The organism is Roseovarius sp. THAF9, assembly GCF_009363715.1.
In the GTDB taxonomy this organism is placed as follows: Bacteria; Pseudomonadota; Alphaproteobacteria; order Rhodobacterales; family Rhodobacteraceae; genus Roseovarius.
This window is the reverse complement of the sequence record NZ_CP045404.1, coordinates 655,262-670,593: the sequence shown is the minus strand read 5'-3', so window position 1 is coordinate 670,593 and position 15,332 is coordinate 655,262. Positions and strand designations below refer to the sequence as shown.

16 protein-coding genes are annotated in these 15,332 nt (G+C 65.0%); 6 read left to right on the top strand and 10 right to left on the bottom strand.

Annotation, left to right across the window (positions count from 1 at the left end; genetic code table 11):
- Positions 1 to 22 precede the first annotated feature (22 nt).
- From FIU86_RS03325 to FIU86_RS03315, 3 genes are read right to left on the bottom strand one after another with little or no spacing between them, the layout of a single operon-like run.
- Positions 23 to 1,426, bottom strand: a complete 1,404-nt coding sequence (locus FIU86_RS03325) for a multicopper oxidase family protein (protein WP_254703927.1) — start codon at positions 1,424 to 1,426, stop codon at positions 23 to 25.
- 36 nt (positions 1,427 to 1,462) lie between these two features.
- Entirely contained in the window at positions 1,463 to 1,825 is a 363-nt protein-coding gene (locus FIU86_RS03320; RefSeq protein ID WP_172977415.1) for an STAS/SEC14 domain-containing protein, read from the bottom strand.
- Positions 1,826 to 1,883: 58 nt separating this feature from the next.
- Entirely contained in the window at positions 1,884 to 2,177 is a 294-nt protein-coding gene (locus tag FIU86_RS03315; RefSeq protein WP_152473779.1) for an HNH endonuclease, read from the bottom strand.
- 73 nt (positions 2,178 to 2,250) lie between these two features.
- Between FIU86_RS03315 and FIU86_RS03310 the strand changes: the two genes are divergently transcribed.
- Positions 2,251 to 3,585: a mechanosensitive ion channel family protein gene (locus FIU86_RS03310; RefSeq protein WP_152473778.1), complete on the top strand. Its 1,335-nt coding sequence runs from the start codon at positions 2,251 to 2,253 to the stop codon at positions 3,583 to 3,585.
- Positions 3,582 to 4,754, top strand: coding sequence for a TIGR03862 family flavoprotein (locus FIU86_RS03305; protein WP_152473777.1), 1,173 nt, complete (start codon positions 3,582 to 3,584; stop codon positions 4,752 to 4,754). The genes FIU86_RS03310 and FIU86_RS03305 overlap by 4 nt, the downstream gene beginning before the upstream one ends.
- A gap of 67 nt (positions 4,755 to 4,821) precedes the next feature.
- Here the strand turns inward: FIU86_RS03305 and FIU86_RS03300 are convergent, their stop codons facing one another.
- Complete coding sequence (locus tag FIU86_RS03300) at positions 4,822 to 5,409, bottom strand: glutathione S-transferase family protein (protein ID WP_152473776.1); 588 nt, start codon at positions 5,407 to 5,409, stop codon at positions 4,822 to 4,824.
- Between the two features lie 132 nt (positions 5,410 to 5,541).
- Between FIU86_RS03300 and FIU86_RS03295 the strand changes: the two genes are divergently transcribed.
- Positions 5,542 to 5,970, top strand: a complete 429-nt coding sequence (locus FIU86_RS03295; RefSeq protein ID WP_152473775.1) for a GFA family protein — start codon at positions 5,542 to 5,544, stop codon at positions 5,968 to 5,970.
- Between the two features lie 6 nt (positions 5,971 to 5,976).
- Here the strand turns inward: FIU86_RS03295 and holA are convergent, their stop codons facing one another.
- From holA to leuS, 3 genes are read right to left on the bottom strand one after another with little or no spacing between them, the layout of a single operon-like run.
- Complete coding sequence (gene holA / locus FIU86_RS03290; RefSeq protein WP_152473774.1) at positions 5,977 to 7,002, bottom strand: DNA polymerase III subunit delta; 1,026 nt, start codon at positions 7,000 to 7,002, stop codon at positions 5,977 to 5,979.
- Positions 6,999 to 7,490: an LPS assembly lipoprotein LptE gene (lptE, locus tag FIU86_RS03285; protein WP_152473773.1), complete on the bottom strand. Its 492-nt coding sequence runs from the start codon at positions 7,488 to 7,490 to the stop codon at positions 6,999 to 7,001. Before lptE ends, holA begins: the two co-directional genes overlap by 4 nt.
- Positions 7,477 to 10,029: a leucine--tRNA ligase gene (leuS, locus tag FIU86_RS03280; protein WP_152473772.1), complete on the bottom strand. Its 2,553-nt coding sequence runs from the start codon at positions 10,027 to 10,029 to the stop codon at positions 7,477 to 7,479. Before leuS ends, lptE begins: the two co-directional genes overlap by 14 nt.
- Before the next feature lie 201 nt (positions 10,030 to 10,230).
- On the opposite strand from leuS, the gene FIU86_RS03275 reads away from it, so the two are divergent.
- A complete protein-coding gene (locus FIU86_RS03275; protein WP_152473771.1) occupies positions 10,231 to 11,478 on the top strand; it encodes a glycosyltransferase in 1,248 nt (415 codons plus the stop codon).
- A 19-nt stretch (positions 11,479 to 11,497) separates the two neighbouring features.
- Here FIU86_RS03275 and FIU86_RS03270 read toward each other — a convergent pair whose 3' ends face one another.
- Positions 11,498 to 11,986 (bottom strand): DUF3576 domain-containing protein, encoded by a 489-nt coding sequence (locus FIU86_RS03270; protein WP_152473770.1) that lies wholly within the window; start codon positions 11,984 to 11,986, stop codon positions 11,498 to 11,500.
- A 173-nt stretch (positions 11,987 to 12,159) separates the two neighbouring features.
- Here FIU86_RS03270 and FIU86_RS03265 point away from each other — a divergent pair, with 173 nt between their 5' ends.
- Entirely contained in the window at positions 12,160 to 12,813 is a 654-nt protein-coding gene (locus FIU86_RS03265; RefSeq protein ID WP_152473769.1) for a YggS family pyridoxal phosphate-dependent enzyme, read from the top strand.
- A 61-nt stretch (positions 12,814 to 12,874) separates the two neighbouring features.
- Positions 12,875 to 13,264 (top strand): phospholipid-binding protein, encoded by a 390-nt coding sequence (locus FIU86_RS03260; protein ID WP_152473768.1) that lies wholly within the window; start codon positions 12,875 to 12,877, stop codon positions 13,262 to 13,264.
- 123 nt (positions 13,265 to 13,387) lie between these two features.
- Here FIU86_RS03260 and FIU86_RS03255 read toward each other — a convergent pair whose 3' ends face one another.
- Entirely contained in the window at positions 13,388 to 13,885 is a 498-nt protein-coding gene (locus FIU86_RS03255; protein ID WP_152473767.1) for a L,D-transpeptidase, read from the bottom strand.
- A complete protein-coding gene (locus FIU86_RS03250; RefSeq protein ID WP_152473766.1) occupies positions 13,882 to 15,315 on the bottom strand; it encodes an amidase in 1,434 nt (477 codons plus the stop codon). Before FIU86_RS03250 ends, FIU86_RS03255 begins: the two co-directional genes overlap by 4 nt.
- Between the last annotated feature and the right edge of the window lie 17 nt (positions 15,316 to 15,332).

The following is a 15,332-nucleotide window of genomic DNA, read 5'->3' as shown; positions in this document are numbered from 1 at the left end:
TTTTCCGCGCGGAAAACGGCGCCTACGTGATCCGTATCCAGTTCATCATGCCCGACATCTGGTGCGCGGCCATGTGACAATGAAACATCCAGTCGCCCGGGTTTTCGGCGACAAAGGCAATCTCGCGTGTCTCGTCGGGATGGATCACCAGCGTATCACGCCACGGCCCCAGACGCCCATCGGGTAGCACCTCACGGAAATGCTGCCCATGCAGATGCATTGAATGGGAAAACGCCGTCCGGTTTTCCATCGGCACCCGCACCGTCTCTCCTAGGCTAGCTTCGACCAGCGGCTTATCATCCATCCCGGCCTGCCCGTTGAAGGCCCAGAACTGCCCCGCCTCATAGAGCGCCCGCGCCTCCATCTTTGATCCCTGCCACATGACCCGCTCCGGCAGGCCCCGCATCGCGCCGCCCTCCATGACCAATGGCACCTGCCGCGCATCCTTCAACGCCAGCTCTGGCAGGTCGTTGGGTGGCAGTGCTTGCGGCGCGTCTCGCACGGCCTGCTCCACGCCGTCGACCGACACGGACACCGTCGCATAGGTCCCGTCCCGCTCCACCGATCCGATGATCGCCTCCTCCCCGGTCTCGGCGGTGATGTCCACGATCAGGTCCGCGCGCTGCGCCGGTCCCAGTTCCAGTTGCTCGACCCGCTCGGGCCGCTCCACCGACATCGCGTCCAGCGCCACCACCCAGGCGTTCATCCCCTTAAATACCAGCCGGAACACCCGTGCCGTCGCCGCATTGACCAGCCGCAGCCGCAGCCGCGTGCCCCGCGCATAGCTGCGCCGCAGCTCGCCCGCGCCGTTCACGGTGATATAATTGCCCAGCCGTCCGGCATGGGACATGTCGTGCCGATTGCCGAACTCGGTATGCAGTTGCGCGTCCTCGGTCAGCCGCCAGTCGTCCAGCACCGCGATCTCCTCGGCATCCACCTCCGGCGGCTCCGCCTCGTCCACCACCAGCACCCCGGACAGCCCGCGCGAAATCTGCTCCAGCGAATTGGCGTGCGGATGGTACCAGAACGTGCCCGCATCGCGCAGGGCAAACCGATAGTCGAAGCTCTCGCCCGGGTGCACCGCCGCCTGCGTCATGCCCGGCACGCCATCCATCGCGTTGGGCAGGCGCAACCCGTGCCAATGCACGGTCGTTTCCTGCTCCAACCCGTTGACCAGCCGCGCCTCGAACATCTCGCCCTGCTTATGGCGCAACACCGGCCCCGGCACCTGCCCACCGTAGGACCATACGCGCGTCTTCGGAAACTCGCCGGGCGCCAGCTGAACCTCGGCGGGCGCCGCGGTCAGAAGGTGGCGCGAGTCACCGGCCCACGCCGGCCCCGGCATAACCTGTGCCCCGACCAGCCCGCCGGCCAGCGCCATCACCTCCCGCCGTGTCAGATCCATCTTGCCCTCGTATGTTTCCACGCCCGCAAGAGTGCCCCATCCCGGCGCGCGGTCAAGTCACGCTGCCGCGACCCATTCCCGCGCCGCGTCCAGATCGGCCAGATCATAGGTCCGCAGCTTGGTCGACATCAGCGCCCCCGCCGCCTTGGACACCGGCCCGATCCAGCCGATATCCGACACCACCGCCACATGGCTGATATGGCGCAGATTCCTGAAATCGAACTTGATCCCCGGCCAGATCACCGAGGGCTCGAACCCATCGAGGCTCTCGATCACCTCGATCAGCTTCACCGTGCCCTGGGCGTCGATAAAGCTCTGCATCCGGTCAGCGATCCGGTCGTAATCCTCCCGCGTGACCTTTCCCGACACCGTCAACTCGACGGTCTTCGTATCGGCATCTTCGATATATTTGACGGTCATTATGAAATCCTCCCGCGCCAAGCATACCGCATCCCGGCACGCCCCGCCTTGCGCGAAGTCAACGTTTCCGTCGCCCACCCGGTGTTTTCGAATGAAACCCGGGCGGGCGCTTGGCCACCCAGCGGATGAACTTTTCCAGCCGGGGATGTGCCCGCAACGCCTCAATCGTGGCATAGTCCCGCGCCAGCTCCGCCTCTGTCAGCGTGGCGTGAATCTCGTTGTGGCAGATCTGATGCAACAGCACGACCGGCCCGCCCTTGCCGCCTTTCAGCTTGGGAACCAGGTGATGCAGGCTCTGCTTTGCCTCGGGCGGGATGGGCCGTCCGCACAACGGACACACCGGGTCGTCCATCGCTTTTCCTTGATCTTTTTGCCACGACAGGCAAGAGGATGGAGGCACCACGAAGAATGGCAAGGGGGCTGCCATGGATTGGGACAACCCGCCCGCGTTTGTCGCGCAGGGCATCGAATACGCCCGCCAGGGCTGGGACATCGCGCAGACATGGGCGCTCAGCCCCGCGGCCTGGTCGCAATTCGCGATCCTCGTAGCGGCGTTCCTGTTGGCCTGGCTCATCACCCGCCGCCTGCGCCCGGCGCTTGCCCGCGTCCTGACCCCACCCGAGGACCAGGTTCATATCCTCGCCCGCGCGCGCCGGTTCCTGCTGCTTTTCCTGCCGTTGCTGCTGCCGCTGCTGGCCTATGTCCTGACCGGCATCGGCGAAAACGTGACCCGCTCGGTCTTCGGCTCCGGCGCCGTCATCGCCTTTGGCCAACGATTGTTCCTCTTTCTCGCGGTCCGCGCCCTCGTGCGCGACATCATCTCGGACCCGTTCCTGAAACTGCTGGGCCGCTACGTCCTGATCCCTGTCGCGGCGCTCTACGTGCTGAACCTGCTGGGTCCCGTGACCGAACGCCTCGAGTCCACCATCGTCCCCCTGGGCAACATGTCCTTCGACCTTCTGTGGCTGATCAAGGCCGTCGTGGCGGGCGCCATAGCCTTCTGGCTGGGCCGCTGGTCGAACGAGCAATCCGCCACCTACATCCAGTCGCAGGAAGAGATGCGCCCGGCCACGCGCCAACTTGCCGCCAAGGCCGCCGAGATCGCCATTTTCGGCGCGGCCTTCCTCGTTCTGATGAACTTCCTCGGCATCCCGCTGACCTCGCTCGCCGTCCTCGGCGGCGCCATCGGCGTGGGCCTCGGCTTCGGCCTGCAAAAGATCGCCTCGAACTACATCTCGGGTCTCATCCTGCTGCTCGAAGGCCAGGCCACCGTTGGCGACTATGTCGAACTCGACAACGGCGAGGCGGGCACGATCGTCAAGACAACCGCCCGCGCCATGTTCCTAGAAACTTTCGATGGCCGCTGGATCGTGGTCCCAAACGAGGATTTCATCACCACCCGTGTTGTGAACTACTCCGATCAGGGCAGCGCCAACCGTTACGAGGCGCCCTTCTCGGTCAGCTACGACACCGATATCAACCTCGTGCCGGGTATCATCGAAGAGGCGGTCTCGAAGCTCGATTTCATCCTGCAAGAACCCGACGGCCCCGATTGCGAGTTGCGCGCCTTCGGCGACAGCGGCGTCGAGTTCGCCGTCGAATTCTGGGTCAACGGCATCGACGACGGCAAGAACCGCTTCACCCCGCAGGTCCTCTTCGCCATCTGGAACGCGCTCAAGGCGCATGACATCGAAATCCCCTTCCCGCAGCAGGTCGTGCATCACAAGGGGCTCGGCACCGCGACACCCCCCGGCGCATGACCGACGCGCTCGTCATCGGCGCGGGGCCGGCGGGCCTGATGGCCGCCGACGCACTCGCCTCGGCGGGCGTGCCCGTCACCGTGGCCGAGGCCAAGCCATCCCCGGCCCGAAAGTTCCTCATGGCCGGCAAGTCCGGCCTCAACCTCACCAAGGCCGAGGATCCGGAAACCTGCCTTGCCGCCTATGCCGAGGCCGCGCCACACCTGCGCCCGATGCTCACCGCCTTCGGGCCGGACGATGTCATCCGCTGGGCAGAGGGGCTGGGCCAGCCCGCCTTCACCGGCTCCACCGGCCGCGTCTTTCCCACCACGATGAAAGCCTCGCCGCTCCTGCGCGCGTGGCTCTCCCGTCTCGAAGGGCTGGGCGTGACCCTGCACCGCCGCTGGCGCTGGGCCGGCTGGAATGGCGATGCGATAGAGTTCGACACGCCGGGTGGCCCGCACAGCCTGACGCCCACCGTTACCGTGCTGGCCTGCGGCGGCGCCAGCTGGGCGCGCCTCGGCTCCGACGGCGCGTGGGCGGCTCATCTGCCGGATCAGATCACTCCGTTCCAACCCGCCAACATGGGCTTCACCGTCGACTGGTCGTCGCACATGCAGCGCCATTTCGGCCAGCCATTAAAGAACATTGCGCTTCACGCCGGCAGCCACGTCTCACGCGGCGAGGTCGTTCTGTCCTCCAAGGGTATCGAAGGCGGCGGGCTCTACGCACTCTCCCGCCCGCTACGCGAGGGAGCGGCGCTTACGGTCGACCTGCGCCCGGACCTGTCGCTCGACGCACTCCGAAAACGCCTGAACCGTCCGCGCGGCAAGGCCAGCCTATCGAACCACCTGCGCAAAACCCTGCGCCTCGCGCCCGTAGAACAAGCTCTGCTGAACGAATGCGCCCGCCCTCTGCCCGACGACCTCGCGCCGGTCATCAAGGCCCTGCCGATCCCCCTTGCCGGCCCGCGCCCCATGGACGAGGCGATCTCGACCGCCGGCGGCCTGCACTTCGACGCCCTGACCGAAGATCTGATGCTGACATCCCGCCCCGGCACCTTCGCCGCCGGTGAAATGCTGAACTGGGAGGCGCCCACCGGAGGCTATCTCCTGACCGCCTGCCTGTCGACAGGGCTTTGGGCCGGTCGCGCCGCGGCCCGCTTTGCGACTGGCAGATTTACACCCTGACGCGCTGACTGCGGCCGCCTCCATCCCGTAGGGTGGGTGAAACCCACCACGCGAACCGGCCGCTCCCTCACCCCATCTCCGACACCTTCCGGAACGCCTCGCGCGTTTCCAGCCGCGCCCTATACGCCTCAAGCACCTCGCCGGGGCCGGGAAACTTCGCGATCTCCGCCCAGCGCAAACAATGCACCAGCAGAATATCGGGGATCGTCATCTCCTCTCCCATCAGAAACGGGCCCTCTAGCGCCTCGGACAGCCGCGCGATATTGGCCTCGTACTCCCATTTCAGCGTGTCCTTGACCGCGCCCACCCGCTTGTCCTCGGGCAGAACGAATGTGTGCCGCGCCGCCATCCACAGGGCACAATCCACGTCATCGAGGATCTGGTGCGTCAGCGCATCCTGCCGCGCGCGCTCCAACGTGCCCGCCTTGTAAGTCAGCGCGCCATGCCGGTCGGCCAGGAAGCTCATGATCGCCACCGATTCCGTCACCACCGCGCCGTCCACCCGCAACGCGGGAATCTTGCCCGACGGGTTCGCCGCCACCGCCTCGGCGCTGCGCGGCCCGGCAGGCGTGTGATCATAATCCACGCCCAACTCTTCCAGCAGCCACAGCACCCGGAACGCCCGGCTGGCCTTCGATCCGATCACTTCGTACATGTCGCGTCTCCCAGATTTGACGCCTCACGCTTGCGCGCCTTGCGGAGCGGCGCAACGAAATTCCGCTCCCTTGCTGACATTTGCTGTCATACTGAACGCCTATCCTGCCCCAACCTGGAGTGGAGACCTATCATGCAAAAATCCGGAACCTGCCTTTGCTGCGCAGTGACCCTCGACATCGCCAACGCCCCTGACACCACCGGCGCCTGCCATTGCGGGATGTGCCGCAAATGGTCCGGCGGCGTCTATCTGGGACTGCACGTCAAGGCGGGCGATGCCACGATCACTGGCGCCAACAACATTTCCACCTACATTTCCTCCGACTGGGCCGAACGCTGTTTCTGCGCCACCTGCGGCACGAACCTCTTCTACCGCGTCACCGCACCGGGCCCGATGCAGGGCGACATGCACGTCGCTCTTGGCCTGTTGAATGACCCGACCGGCATCACCCTGACCGAGGAAATCTTCATCGACCGCAAGCCCGACGCCTACGCGCTGGCAGGCGACCACAAACGCATGACCGAGGCCGAAACCCTGGCCATGTTCGCAGAGATCTCCTGAACCGCCCTACCGCTGCGCCAACGTCGCCAGCCGGATCAGCGCACGCTCCACCAGCGCCATGTCGGGCGCCGTCTGCCCCGCCGAGCGCAGGCGCAGGTCGGTGTCGGTCAGCACGCCCAGCGCCTCTTCCAGCTTGGCCGCGCCCCAATGCGCCGCCTGCCGCTGCATCCGGTCGCGCCGGGGGCCAAAGACAGGCGGACGCACCCGCGCGATGCCCTGCCCCGGCCCGCCCGGATCACTGGCCGCCGCGAACAACGTTCGGAAATGCCGGTTCGCCGCCATGCACAGGCCCACCGGCTGCACGCCCTGCGCCCGCAGCCGCTTCATCACCGGCCCGATCTCGCCCGGCTTGGCCTCGGCCACCAGATGCAGCACGTCGTCCAGGTCCGCTTCCACCGACACCGGCGCACAGGCGGCGATATCCTCGGCGCTCAAGGGCGTCTCATCGCCGCGCTTGTACAGCGCCAGCTTGTCCATCGTCTGGCGGAAATCGCCCGGATCCAGCGCCCGGGCCAGCGCATTCAGGTCGGCCATCGCCTCGCGCGGGATGTCCCGCAGCCCCGCCTTCGACAGGATCGCCTCGATCTCGGCCCGCCCCGGCGGCTCGTCATAGATCGCAGACGCATAGGCATTCTTGTGCCCCTCGAACAGCTTGCGCAGCTTCGAAGCGGGCTTCAGGCTGCCGGCAGTCACCACCACCTGCGCATCCCCCGGCTGCCACTCCTCCAGCGCCGCCGTCACCACCGGCGCCACGGTCTCGTTGGCGTCCTCGACAAAGGCCACGCGCGGGCCGGGAAAGAACCCCTGCGCCTTGATCGCATCGAGCAGCATCGCCGGGTCCTTGCGCAAATCGCTCGCCGGGATACGCGTCAGCCGCATCTCCTCCTCGCCCTGCGGTCCGATCAGCGCGGCAATCACCTCCTGCCGCTTCAGCGCCACGCGCATCGCATCGGTGCCATAGATCAGCAGGCCGGTCTTGTCCGGATCGGGCCGCGCGAAATAGGCCGGCGCATCACGGGGCGACAGCTTCATGCCGGCAGCTTGCCGGCCTCGGCGGTCAGGCGGTTCAGGATCTGGTCCGCCAGGATCACCATCAGCCGCGCCTCGGCATCGCGCTCGGCCGCCTGCGTCGCCACGGTGGTGCCCGAGGCCGAGTAGGAGGTAAAGTTGTCCGCCTGCCCGCTCAGGACGACCGCATTGCTGCGAAGATCGCGCAGCGCATATTTCACGTTGCCCAGCAGGTTGTAGCGCGTCGTCACGTTGGTGCGCGAGATCGCCACGGCCTCTTCCCTCAGATTGACCGAATAGCTCAGCCCGTAAACCTGCCGCTCGCCGCGCCCCAGCCGGTCCTCGATATGCCGGGTCAGCAGGTAGCCCGGGCGGCTGTCCGGCGCATCCACCAGAACGGCATTCTGCAACCTCTGCGCCGCGCCGCGTGGCCCATAAGCAGGCGCAAAGCCACAGGCGGCCAGCCCGGCGGGCAGGCCCAGCAACACGAAACGACGGTTATACGACGACATTCACGATCCGCCCGGGGACGACGATGACCTTCTTGGGCTGGGCCCCATCCAGCGACCTTGCCACAGCTTCCTGCGCCAGCGCGACTTTTTCAACCTCTGCCTTGTCCATGTCCTTGGGCACGCTGATTTCGGCCCGGCGCTTGCCATTGACCTGGATCGGCAGGGTCACGTTGTCGTCCGCCAGCATCGCTTCGTCGGCGACCGGCCACGGCGCCTGCGCCACCAGCCCCTCGCCGCCCAGCGCGGACCAAAGCTCTTCGGACAGGTGCGGCGTCATCGGCGACATCAGCTGAGCCAGAACCTTGGCCGCGGCCTTTTTCGCCTCCGCCCCGGCGCCGGACTTGGCCAGCGTATTGGTAAAACCGTATAGCTTGGCAATCGCCGCGTTGAAGCCAAAGCTTTCCACGCCGCCCGTCACGTCATGAATCGCCCGATGCATCTCTTTTGCCAGCGCTTCGTCCTCGGACGCATTGGCCGGGCTGGTATCCCCGGCAATCTCCGCCACGATCCGGTACACTCGCGCAAGGTGTTTGTAGGTCGCCTCGGCCCCGGCGGCGGTCCATTCCACGTCACGCTCCGGCGGGCTGTCGGACAGGACGAACCAGCGCGCGGTGTCTGCACCGAAGGCGTCGATGATGTTGACCGGATCAACCACGTTCTTCTTCGACTTCGACATCTTGGCCGAGGGAATGATCTGAACCTCGGTGCCATCGGCCAGCTTGCCGTTGGTCACGTCCTCCGGCAGGTGATAGACCGGGCGGCCATTGGCGTCCTTCGTCTGGTAGATCTCGTGCGTCACCATCCCTTGCGTGAACAGCGCGTCAAACGGCTCGATCGCCTTTTCCGGCAGGTGCCCGCAGATATGCATCGCCCGGGCAAAGAACCGGCTGTAAAGCAGGTGCAGGATGGCGTGCTCGATACCACCGATATACTGGTCGACATTCATCCAGTACGTCGCATCCTCCATCCGCGTCGGCGTGTCCGCATCGGGGGCAGTGAACCGCGCGAAATACCAGCTGCTGTCCACAAAAGTGTCCATCGTGTCGGTCTCGCGCCGCGCATCCGCGCCGCAGCTCGGGCATTTGCAATCCCGCCACGTCGGATGCCGGTCCAGCGGATTGCCTGGAATTGAGAAATCAATCGGCGTGCCACCCTCGTCATAGGGCAGCTCGACCGGCAGGTTCTCTTTCTTTTCCGGCACCACGCCGCAGGTCTCGCAGTGGACCACCGGAATGGGGCAGCCCCAATAGCGCTGCCGCGACAATCCCCAGTCGCGCAGGCGGTACTTCACCTGCCCCGTGCCAAGCCCGTTTTCCTCGAACCAGTCGATCGTGGCGTCTATGCCTTCCTGGCTGGTGGCCTCGCCCACACCCGCGAAATGGTCGATATACACCACCGTCTCGGTCTTGGCGGGCACCAGCGCCTCGGTCTCGACATCCTTGTCCTGCCCGGGCAGATAAAAGGCATTGCGCACCTCAAGCCCATACTTGCGCGCGAAATCAAGGTCCCGCTGGTCATGCGCCGGACAGCCGAAGACCGCGCCGGTGCCATAGTCCATCAGCACGAAATTCCCCACCCAGACGGGCAGTTCCTTGTCGGGCCAGACCGGGTGACGCACCGTGATCCCGGTGTCGATCCCCTTCTTCTCGGCCTTTTCCATCGCGGCCTCTGTGGTGTCCATCTTGCGCGTCTCGGCGATGAACGCCGCCAGCTCGGGATTGTCCTTCGCCAGCGCGCGGCTCACCGGATGCTCCGGCGAAATCGCGATGAAACTTGCCCCGCGCATCGTGTCGGGCCGGGTCGAGTAACAGATGATCGGGTCGCCCGCATCCGTCCGCGCGAACGGAATCTCGATGCCACGCGACTTGCCGATCCAGTTCTCCTGCATCAGCCGCACCTTCGCGGGCCAGTTCTCCAGCCCGTCCAGCGCCTCCAGCAACTCACCCGAGAAATCGGAAATCTTGAAGAACCACTGCGTCAGCTCGCGCTTTTCGACCTCGGCGCCCGACCGCCAGCCCTTGCCGTCGATCACCTGCTCGTTGGCCAGCACGGTCATGTCCACCGGGTCCCAGTTCACGACCGCGTTCTTCCGGTAGACCAGCCCCTTTTCCAGGAAATCGAGGAACAGCGCTTGCTGCTGGCCATAATATTCGGGATCACAGGTGGCGAACTCCCGGCTCCAGTCGAGGCTGAGGCCCAAGGGCTTCATCTGCCCGCGCATGTCGGCGATGTTGCCATAGGTCCAGTCCTTGGGATGTCCCCCGCTCGCCATCGCGGCGTTCTCGGCGGGCATCCCGAAGGCGTCCCATCCCATCGGGTGCAGCACGCTGTGCCCGGTCGCCAGCTTGTAGCGCGCAATGACGTCGCCCATCGTATAGTTACGTACATGCCCCATGTGGATGCGCCCCGAGGGATAGGGGAACATCTCCAGCACGTAGTATTTCGGCTTCTCCTGCGACCGCGCGGCCCGGAAAATCCCGGCCTCGTCCCAGGCCTTTTGCCATCTTGCTTCGATATCAGCGGCGGAATAACGCGACATGACCCGATCGGCCCCTCGTTTCTCAAACTCCAAAGGGTGATAGGGCCCCGCGCCCGCAGGGTCCAGTGCGCAGCAGGCAAAAATCGAGCGCCACCGATTTCTTCCAAGAAATCGGGCCGGAAATTTCGAATTTTCCGACTTGGAATTTTGCAAAATTCCGCCCCGCCGCTATAAGCCGAAAAAAAACGCGCGGGCATTTCCATGAAAATCCTCTTCATCCATCAGAATTTCCCCGGCCAATACAAACACCTTGCGCCGCTGCTGGCCTCGCGCGGGCACCAATGCGTGGCGCTGACACTCAAGGTCGACAAACCCGCCAACTGGAATGGCGTCCGCGTCCTGCCCTACAAACTGCCCAAGCGCGATGGCCAGAACCTGCATCCCTGGCTGGTCGACCTCGACACCAAGGTCACGCGCGGCGACGCCTGTTACCGCGCCGCCCGTCAGCTCAGGGAAAAGGGGTTCCAGCCCGATCTCATCCTGGCCCATCCCGGCTGGGGCGAATCAATGTTCCTGCGCGATGTCTGGCCCAAGGCTCGGCTCGCGATGTATTGCGAGCTCTACCACCTCGCCGACGACGCCCACCTCAACTTCGACCCGGAATTCGATACGTCCGACCGCGGCCTTCAGGCGCTGCGGATCCGGCTCAAGAACGTCAACAACCACCTGCATTTTCCCTTCGCGGATGCCGGTATAAGCCCCACGCGCTTTCAGGCCGACACGTTCCCGGCAGAGTTCCGTGACAAGATCACCGTGTCGCACGACGGTATCGACACGCTCAACGCCTGCCCCATGGCGGATGTGCGCCTTGCCATCGACGGCCAGGTCGACGTCACGCGCGACGACGAGGTCATCACCTTCGTCAACCGCAACCTCGAACCCTACCGAGGCTACCACATCTTCATGCGCGCCCTGCCGCGCCTTCTGCGGGAACGTCCCAATGCCAAGGTCCTGATCGTCGGCGGCGACGAGGTCAGCTACGGCGCCGCGCCGCCCAAGGGCCAGACGTGGAAGCAGATCTTCCTCGACGAGGTGCGCGACCAGATCCCGGACGCCGATTTCGCCCGCGTGCACTTCCTCGGGCGCATCCCCTACGATCAGTTCCTGCGCCTCCTGCAGGTCAGCCGCGTGCACGTTTATCTCACGTACCCGTTCGTGCTCAGCTGGTCGTTGATGGAGGCGATGTCCTGCGGCGCCGCCATCGTCGCCAGCGGGACCGCGCCAGTGCGCGAGGTGATTCGCCATGACGAGACGGGTCGGCTGGTGGATTTCTTCGACGGCGACGCTCTGGTGGACGAAGTCTGCGCCCTGCTCGATGACGAAGCTGCGCGTCGCAGGTTGGGTGCAGCCGCGCGCCAAATGATGCGCGACAAATACGACCTGCATACGATCTGCCTGCCGCGTCAGCTCCAGTGGCTTTCGGGCATCATGGACAACGCGCCTGTCTGAGGCGCGGCCGCGCGGCGGATCAGAATCGACCCGCCTGCGTCCGCAGTTGCCGTGCACGGGTCAGGATCGCGTCTTCGACCGCCCGCTGCGTGCCGGCGGCAACCGGGCCGTTCCGCGATTGCAACGCCACGTTCAGCGCCCGCGCGTCCAGTGCCGGGTCGCTGATCAGGACGGTCGCGCGATAGGCCCGTCCGCCCCCCGGCGGCGTGCCATACCCGGTCGAGATCACCCCGGTGAACGGATCGGCGCTCTGCACCGGGAGAAAATTCAGAACCTCCAGCGAGGCGGTCCAGAGGAAACGGTTGACCCGGATTCCCGCCGAGCCGTCGTTCTTGAACGCGTCGAACAGGCTGGTGCCCCCGGTCGCGGATGTCGGTGTCTGGTTCGGTCCGCCTTCTACACGGTAGGCCTCGGGATCCAGCTTGCCATTCCTGAACGTACTGCAAGAGGCCAGAAGACCCACACTCGCCAACAGCACCACGGCGCTTTTCAAAGGGGATTTGAACATTCCACCACCCGTTCCATTTTCCCCCTCATTATCCAACGATCCGAACGTGGGCAAGGTTGTTTCCCGGTCCCATGACCGAATGGATCACAACTGTGGTCCCAGGGCTCCGGCATTTGCGCAAGCGCCGCGCCTGTGGCACTAAGCCGATAGCCGAAATCGCCCGGAATCCCCCCATGAGCCTGCACGACATCCAAGCCCGCATCGCCACCGCAGAAAAAGACGCCGGACGCCGCCCGGGATCGGTCGAACTGATCGCCGTCTCCAAGGTTCAGCCGAACGAACGGGTCACCGCCGTGCTCGACGAAGGGCACCGTGTTTTCGGTGAGAACCGCGTGCAGGAGGCGGCCGGAAAGTGGCCGGAATTCCGCGAGCGCTACGAGGGTGTTGACCTGCACCTCATCGGTCCGCTTCAAACCAACAAGGCGCGACAGGCGTTCGATCTGTTCGATACGATCCATTCCGTAGATCGGCCCAAGCTGGCCAAGACCATCGCGCGCCTGGCCCAGGAGGAAGGCCACTGCCCCGGCCTCTTCATCCAGGTCAACACAGGCGAAGAGGACCAGAAGGCAGGTATCCTGCCCGCCGATGCGGACGCCTTCATCGCCGATTGTCGCGCGCTCGACCTTTCCATCGAGGGGCTGATGTGCATTCCCCCGATCGACGAGGAACCCAGCCTGCACTTTGCCCTGCTGGCCAAGATCGCCGAACGCAACGGGCTTTCGGGTCTGTCAATGGGCATGAGCGGCGATTTCGAACGCGCCATCGCACAGGGTGCCACCCATGTCCGCGTCGGCAGCGCGATATTCGGCGAACGCGACTACGATTGAACAATGGGCGATATGCCCCGGGTGGTGTATACTGCCGCTTATATTATCCAAGGAACATTTAATGCGCATCTTTACGACCACACTGGCCGCTCTCACCCTTTCCGCCGGCGCCGCCGCGGCCGAGTTCACCATCAGCTTCGACTGGGGAGATATCCCGCGCTGCACGTCGGGCCGCCCTAACACCGTCGGCAGCCCGGCCTTCGTCCTGCGCGGGGTGCCCGCCGGAACCACCACGATCCAATTCCGGCTCAAGGATCTGAACGTGCCAGGTTACAATCATGGTGGCGGCACGGTGAACGTGGGGCGCGACGGCAAGCTGCCTTTCGGCGTCTTCAAATACAAAAGCCCCTGCCCACCGGGTGGCAGCCATACCTATGAATGGACCGCCACAGCCAGATCCGGCAACAGCCCCCTCGCCACCGCCAAGGCCCGCCGCAAATACCCGGAATGACGCCGGGACCAAAAGTCTTTCGAAGACTTTTTGCATTTTCCTTTCAAAGGAAATTTCCGCTCCAATGGCACCGACGCGGTGCTACCCGAATACCGACGCGATACCGACATGCGTTTCATGGCGTCACCCCGGTACGATCAGCCGCGTCCCCGAGGTAATCCTTCCTGCGATCCAGCGCAGGTGATCCGGCCGGAACGCCACGCATCCCGCCGTCGGAAATCCCGGCCGTCGCCAGCGGTGCAGAAAGATGCAAGACCCCTTGTCGCGCTCTGCCCTGGGCCAGTTCCAGTCGGTGATGATCACAAGGTCATAAAGCGGATCGCCCCGCCGCAGCACCTCGTGCGAATGCGGGTAGGGCCGTGAAACCATGAGGTTGTAATCCTCGTGCCCGGGATCATCCGACCACAAATCACCGGGCCGGATCGGCACCGCCCATTTCGCGGGCCGCGCCATCCGGTCAGGACGGTAGAGCATCCCGACGATCCGGTGCGCCCCCACCGGCGTGGCACCATCCCCCTCGCGCTTGTCGCGGGACAGCCCACCGCGCCCGATCGTGCAGGGAAACTGGCGGCCCATGAAGCGCACACCCTTTGGTGTCAGAACCAGGTCTTCGGGCGTCATTGCGCAACTCCTCCGGGACGCGTGTCCCCCGTCAGAAACAGGTCCGGCGCCTTGCTCTCATAAAGATAAGCCGCCTCGAACACGCGCGCATCGTCGAATGTCGGCCCGACGATCTGCATCCCCGTCGGCACCCCGTGCCGGTCCTGCCCGGTGGGCACCGACATCACCGGGCAATTGTGCAGCATGTTGAACTGATGGGTCAGGACCCAGCCGTATTCCGGATCAACTTCTTCGCCGGCGACCACGAAACCAGGACCGACCGGGTCGTGGTCCGCCCGCACGCAGCCCACCGACAAGGTCGGGCAGATGAACACGTCCGCCTCTTGCAGGATCGCACCCATTCGCTGGTACATCTCGTGCTGCACTTCCCAAGAGCGTGCGACATCATCCGGACCCAGCCGCGCCGCCGCTTCTGCGGTGGCGATGGCGTAGTCCGTCATCCGGTCGCCGTATTCCTCCAGCGCCCAAAGCGGTGCACGCCCGAAATGCATCGCCAGGTACCACTGCATCGCGGCGCGGTCCACGCGTTGATCCCACCCCAACTCCACCGGCGTCACATCGTAGCCCGCCTGCCGGAAAACATCCAATGCCATCAGAGTGTTGTCCCGCACGTCGCCGTCGATCGGGACATATCCAAGATCCATCGAATACGCGATTTTCATCGGTTGCCCGCGCCCTTCCAGCGGCAGCACCACGCGCTCTCTCAGGCTGTCATGATCCCGTGGATGGGGGCCAGACACGATATTCTGTCCCAGCGCGCAATCCGCCACGGTCCGGCTCAGGAAACCGCAATGATTGTAGCGGTCGAAATTCGCCGGCGGCCCATCCGGGTTGCGCCCGTGCGGCGGCTTGTAGCCTACCAGCCCACAGGCGCTGGCCGGGATACGGATCGACCCGCCGATATCGGTGCCGGTGGCCAGCGGCACCAGCCCCGCGGCCAGCGCTGCCGCCGACCCGCCGGACGAGCCGCCGGGGCTGTAATCAAGATTGAAAGGATTGTGCGTCACCCCGAACCGTTCGGACCGGCAGACGCCGGACAGGCAGAATTCCGGCGTGGTCGTTCGGGCCGGTATGATCGCCCCCGCCGCCAACAGGCGTTCGATCATCGGATCCGACTGCGTCTCGACCTCGTGACCCATCGACCAAGACCCTTGCGTGGTGCGTTGTCCCGCCACGCGCTGCGCATCCTTGACCGCTACCGGCAGCCCCTCCAACGTGCGGGCCGTGCCTTTTTCATAGGCTTCTTCGGCCCGGCCTGCCGTGTCCAGCGCGTCGTCGAAAAAGGCTTCGGTATAGGCGTTCAGGTCGGGATTCACCGCCTCGGTTCGGGCAATCAGTGCCTCCAGGTACGCAACCGGCGAGAGGTCCCGCGCTTTGAACCGGGCCAGGACATCCCTCGCGGCAAGATAGCAAAGATCGTTTTCGGTCATGGCGACTCCCACACGGT

Excerpts from the sequence above, each read along its gene's own strand:
- FIU86_RS03255 (WP_152473767.1), bottom strand. The coding sequence starts at position 13,885 with ATGACGCCCGAAGACCTGGTTCTGACACCAAAGGGTGTGCGCTTCATG.
- FIU86_RS03270 (WP_152473770.1), bottom strand. The coding sequence starts at position 11,986 with ATGTTCAAATCCCCTTTGAAAAGCGCCGTGGTGCTGTTGGCGAGTGTG.
- FIU86_RS03275 (WP_152473771.1), top strand. The coding sequence starts at position 10,231 with ATGAAAATCCTCTTCATCCATCAGAATTTCCCCGGCCAATACAAACAC.
- FIU86_RS03295 (WP_152473775.1), top strand. The coding sequence starts at position 5,542 with ATGCAAAAATCCGGAACCTGCCTTTGCTGCGCAGTGACCCTCGACATC.
- FIU86_RS03305 (WP_152473777.1), top strand. The coding sequence starts at position 3,582 with ATGACCGACGCGCTCGTCATCGGCGCGGGGCCGGCGGGCCTGATGGCC.
- holA (WP_152473774.1), bottom strand. The coding sequence starts at position 7,002 with ATGAAGCTGTCGCCCCGTGATGCGCCGGCCTATTTCGCGCGGCCCGAT.
- FIU86_RS03260 (WP_152473768.1), top strand. The coding sequence starts at position 12,875 with ATGCGCATCTTTACGACCACACTGGCCGCTCTCACCCTTTCCGCCGGC.
- FIU86_RS03300 (WP_152473776.1), bottom strand. The coding sequence starts at position 5,409 with ATGTACGAAGTGATCGGATCGAAGGCCAGCCGGGCGTTCCGGGTGCTG.
- FIU86_RS03265 (WP_152473769.1), top strand. The coding sequence starts at position 12,160 with ATGAGCCTGCACGACATCCAAGCCCGCATCGCCACCGCAGAAAAAGAC.
- FIU86_RS03315 (WP_152473779.1), bottom strand. The coding sequence starts at position 2,177 with ATGGACGACCCGGTGTGTCCGTTGTGCGGACGGCCCATCCCGCCCGAG.
- FIU86_RS03320 (WP_172977415.1), bottom strand. The coding sequence starts at position 1,825 with ATGACCGTCAAATATATCGAAGATGCCGATACGAAGACCGTCGAGTTG.
- FIU86_RS03250 (WP_152473766.1), bottom strand. The coding sequence starts at position 15,315 with ATGACCGAAAACGATCTTTGCTATCTTGCCGCGAGGGATGTCCTGGCC.
- leuS (WP_152473772.1), bottom strand. The coding sequence starts at position 10,029 with ATGTCGCGTTATTCCGCCGCTGATATCGAAGCAAGATGGCAAAAGGCC.
- lptE (WP_152473773.1), bottom strand. The coding sequence starts at position 7,490 with ATGTCGTCGTATAACCGTCGTTTCGTGTTGCTGGGCCTGCCCGCCGGG.
- FIU86_RS03310 (WP_152473778.1), top strand. The coding sequence starts at position 2,251 with ATGGATTGGGACAACCCGCCCGCGTTTGTCGCGCAGGGCATCGAATAC.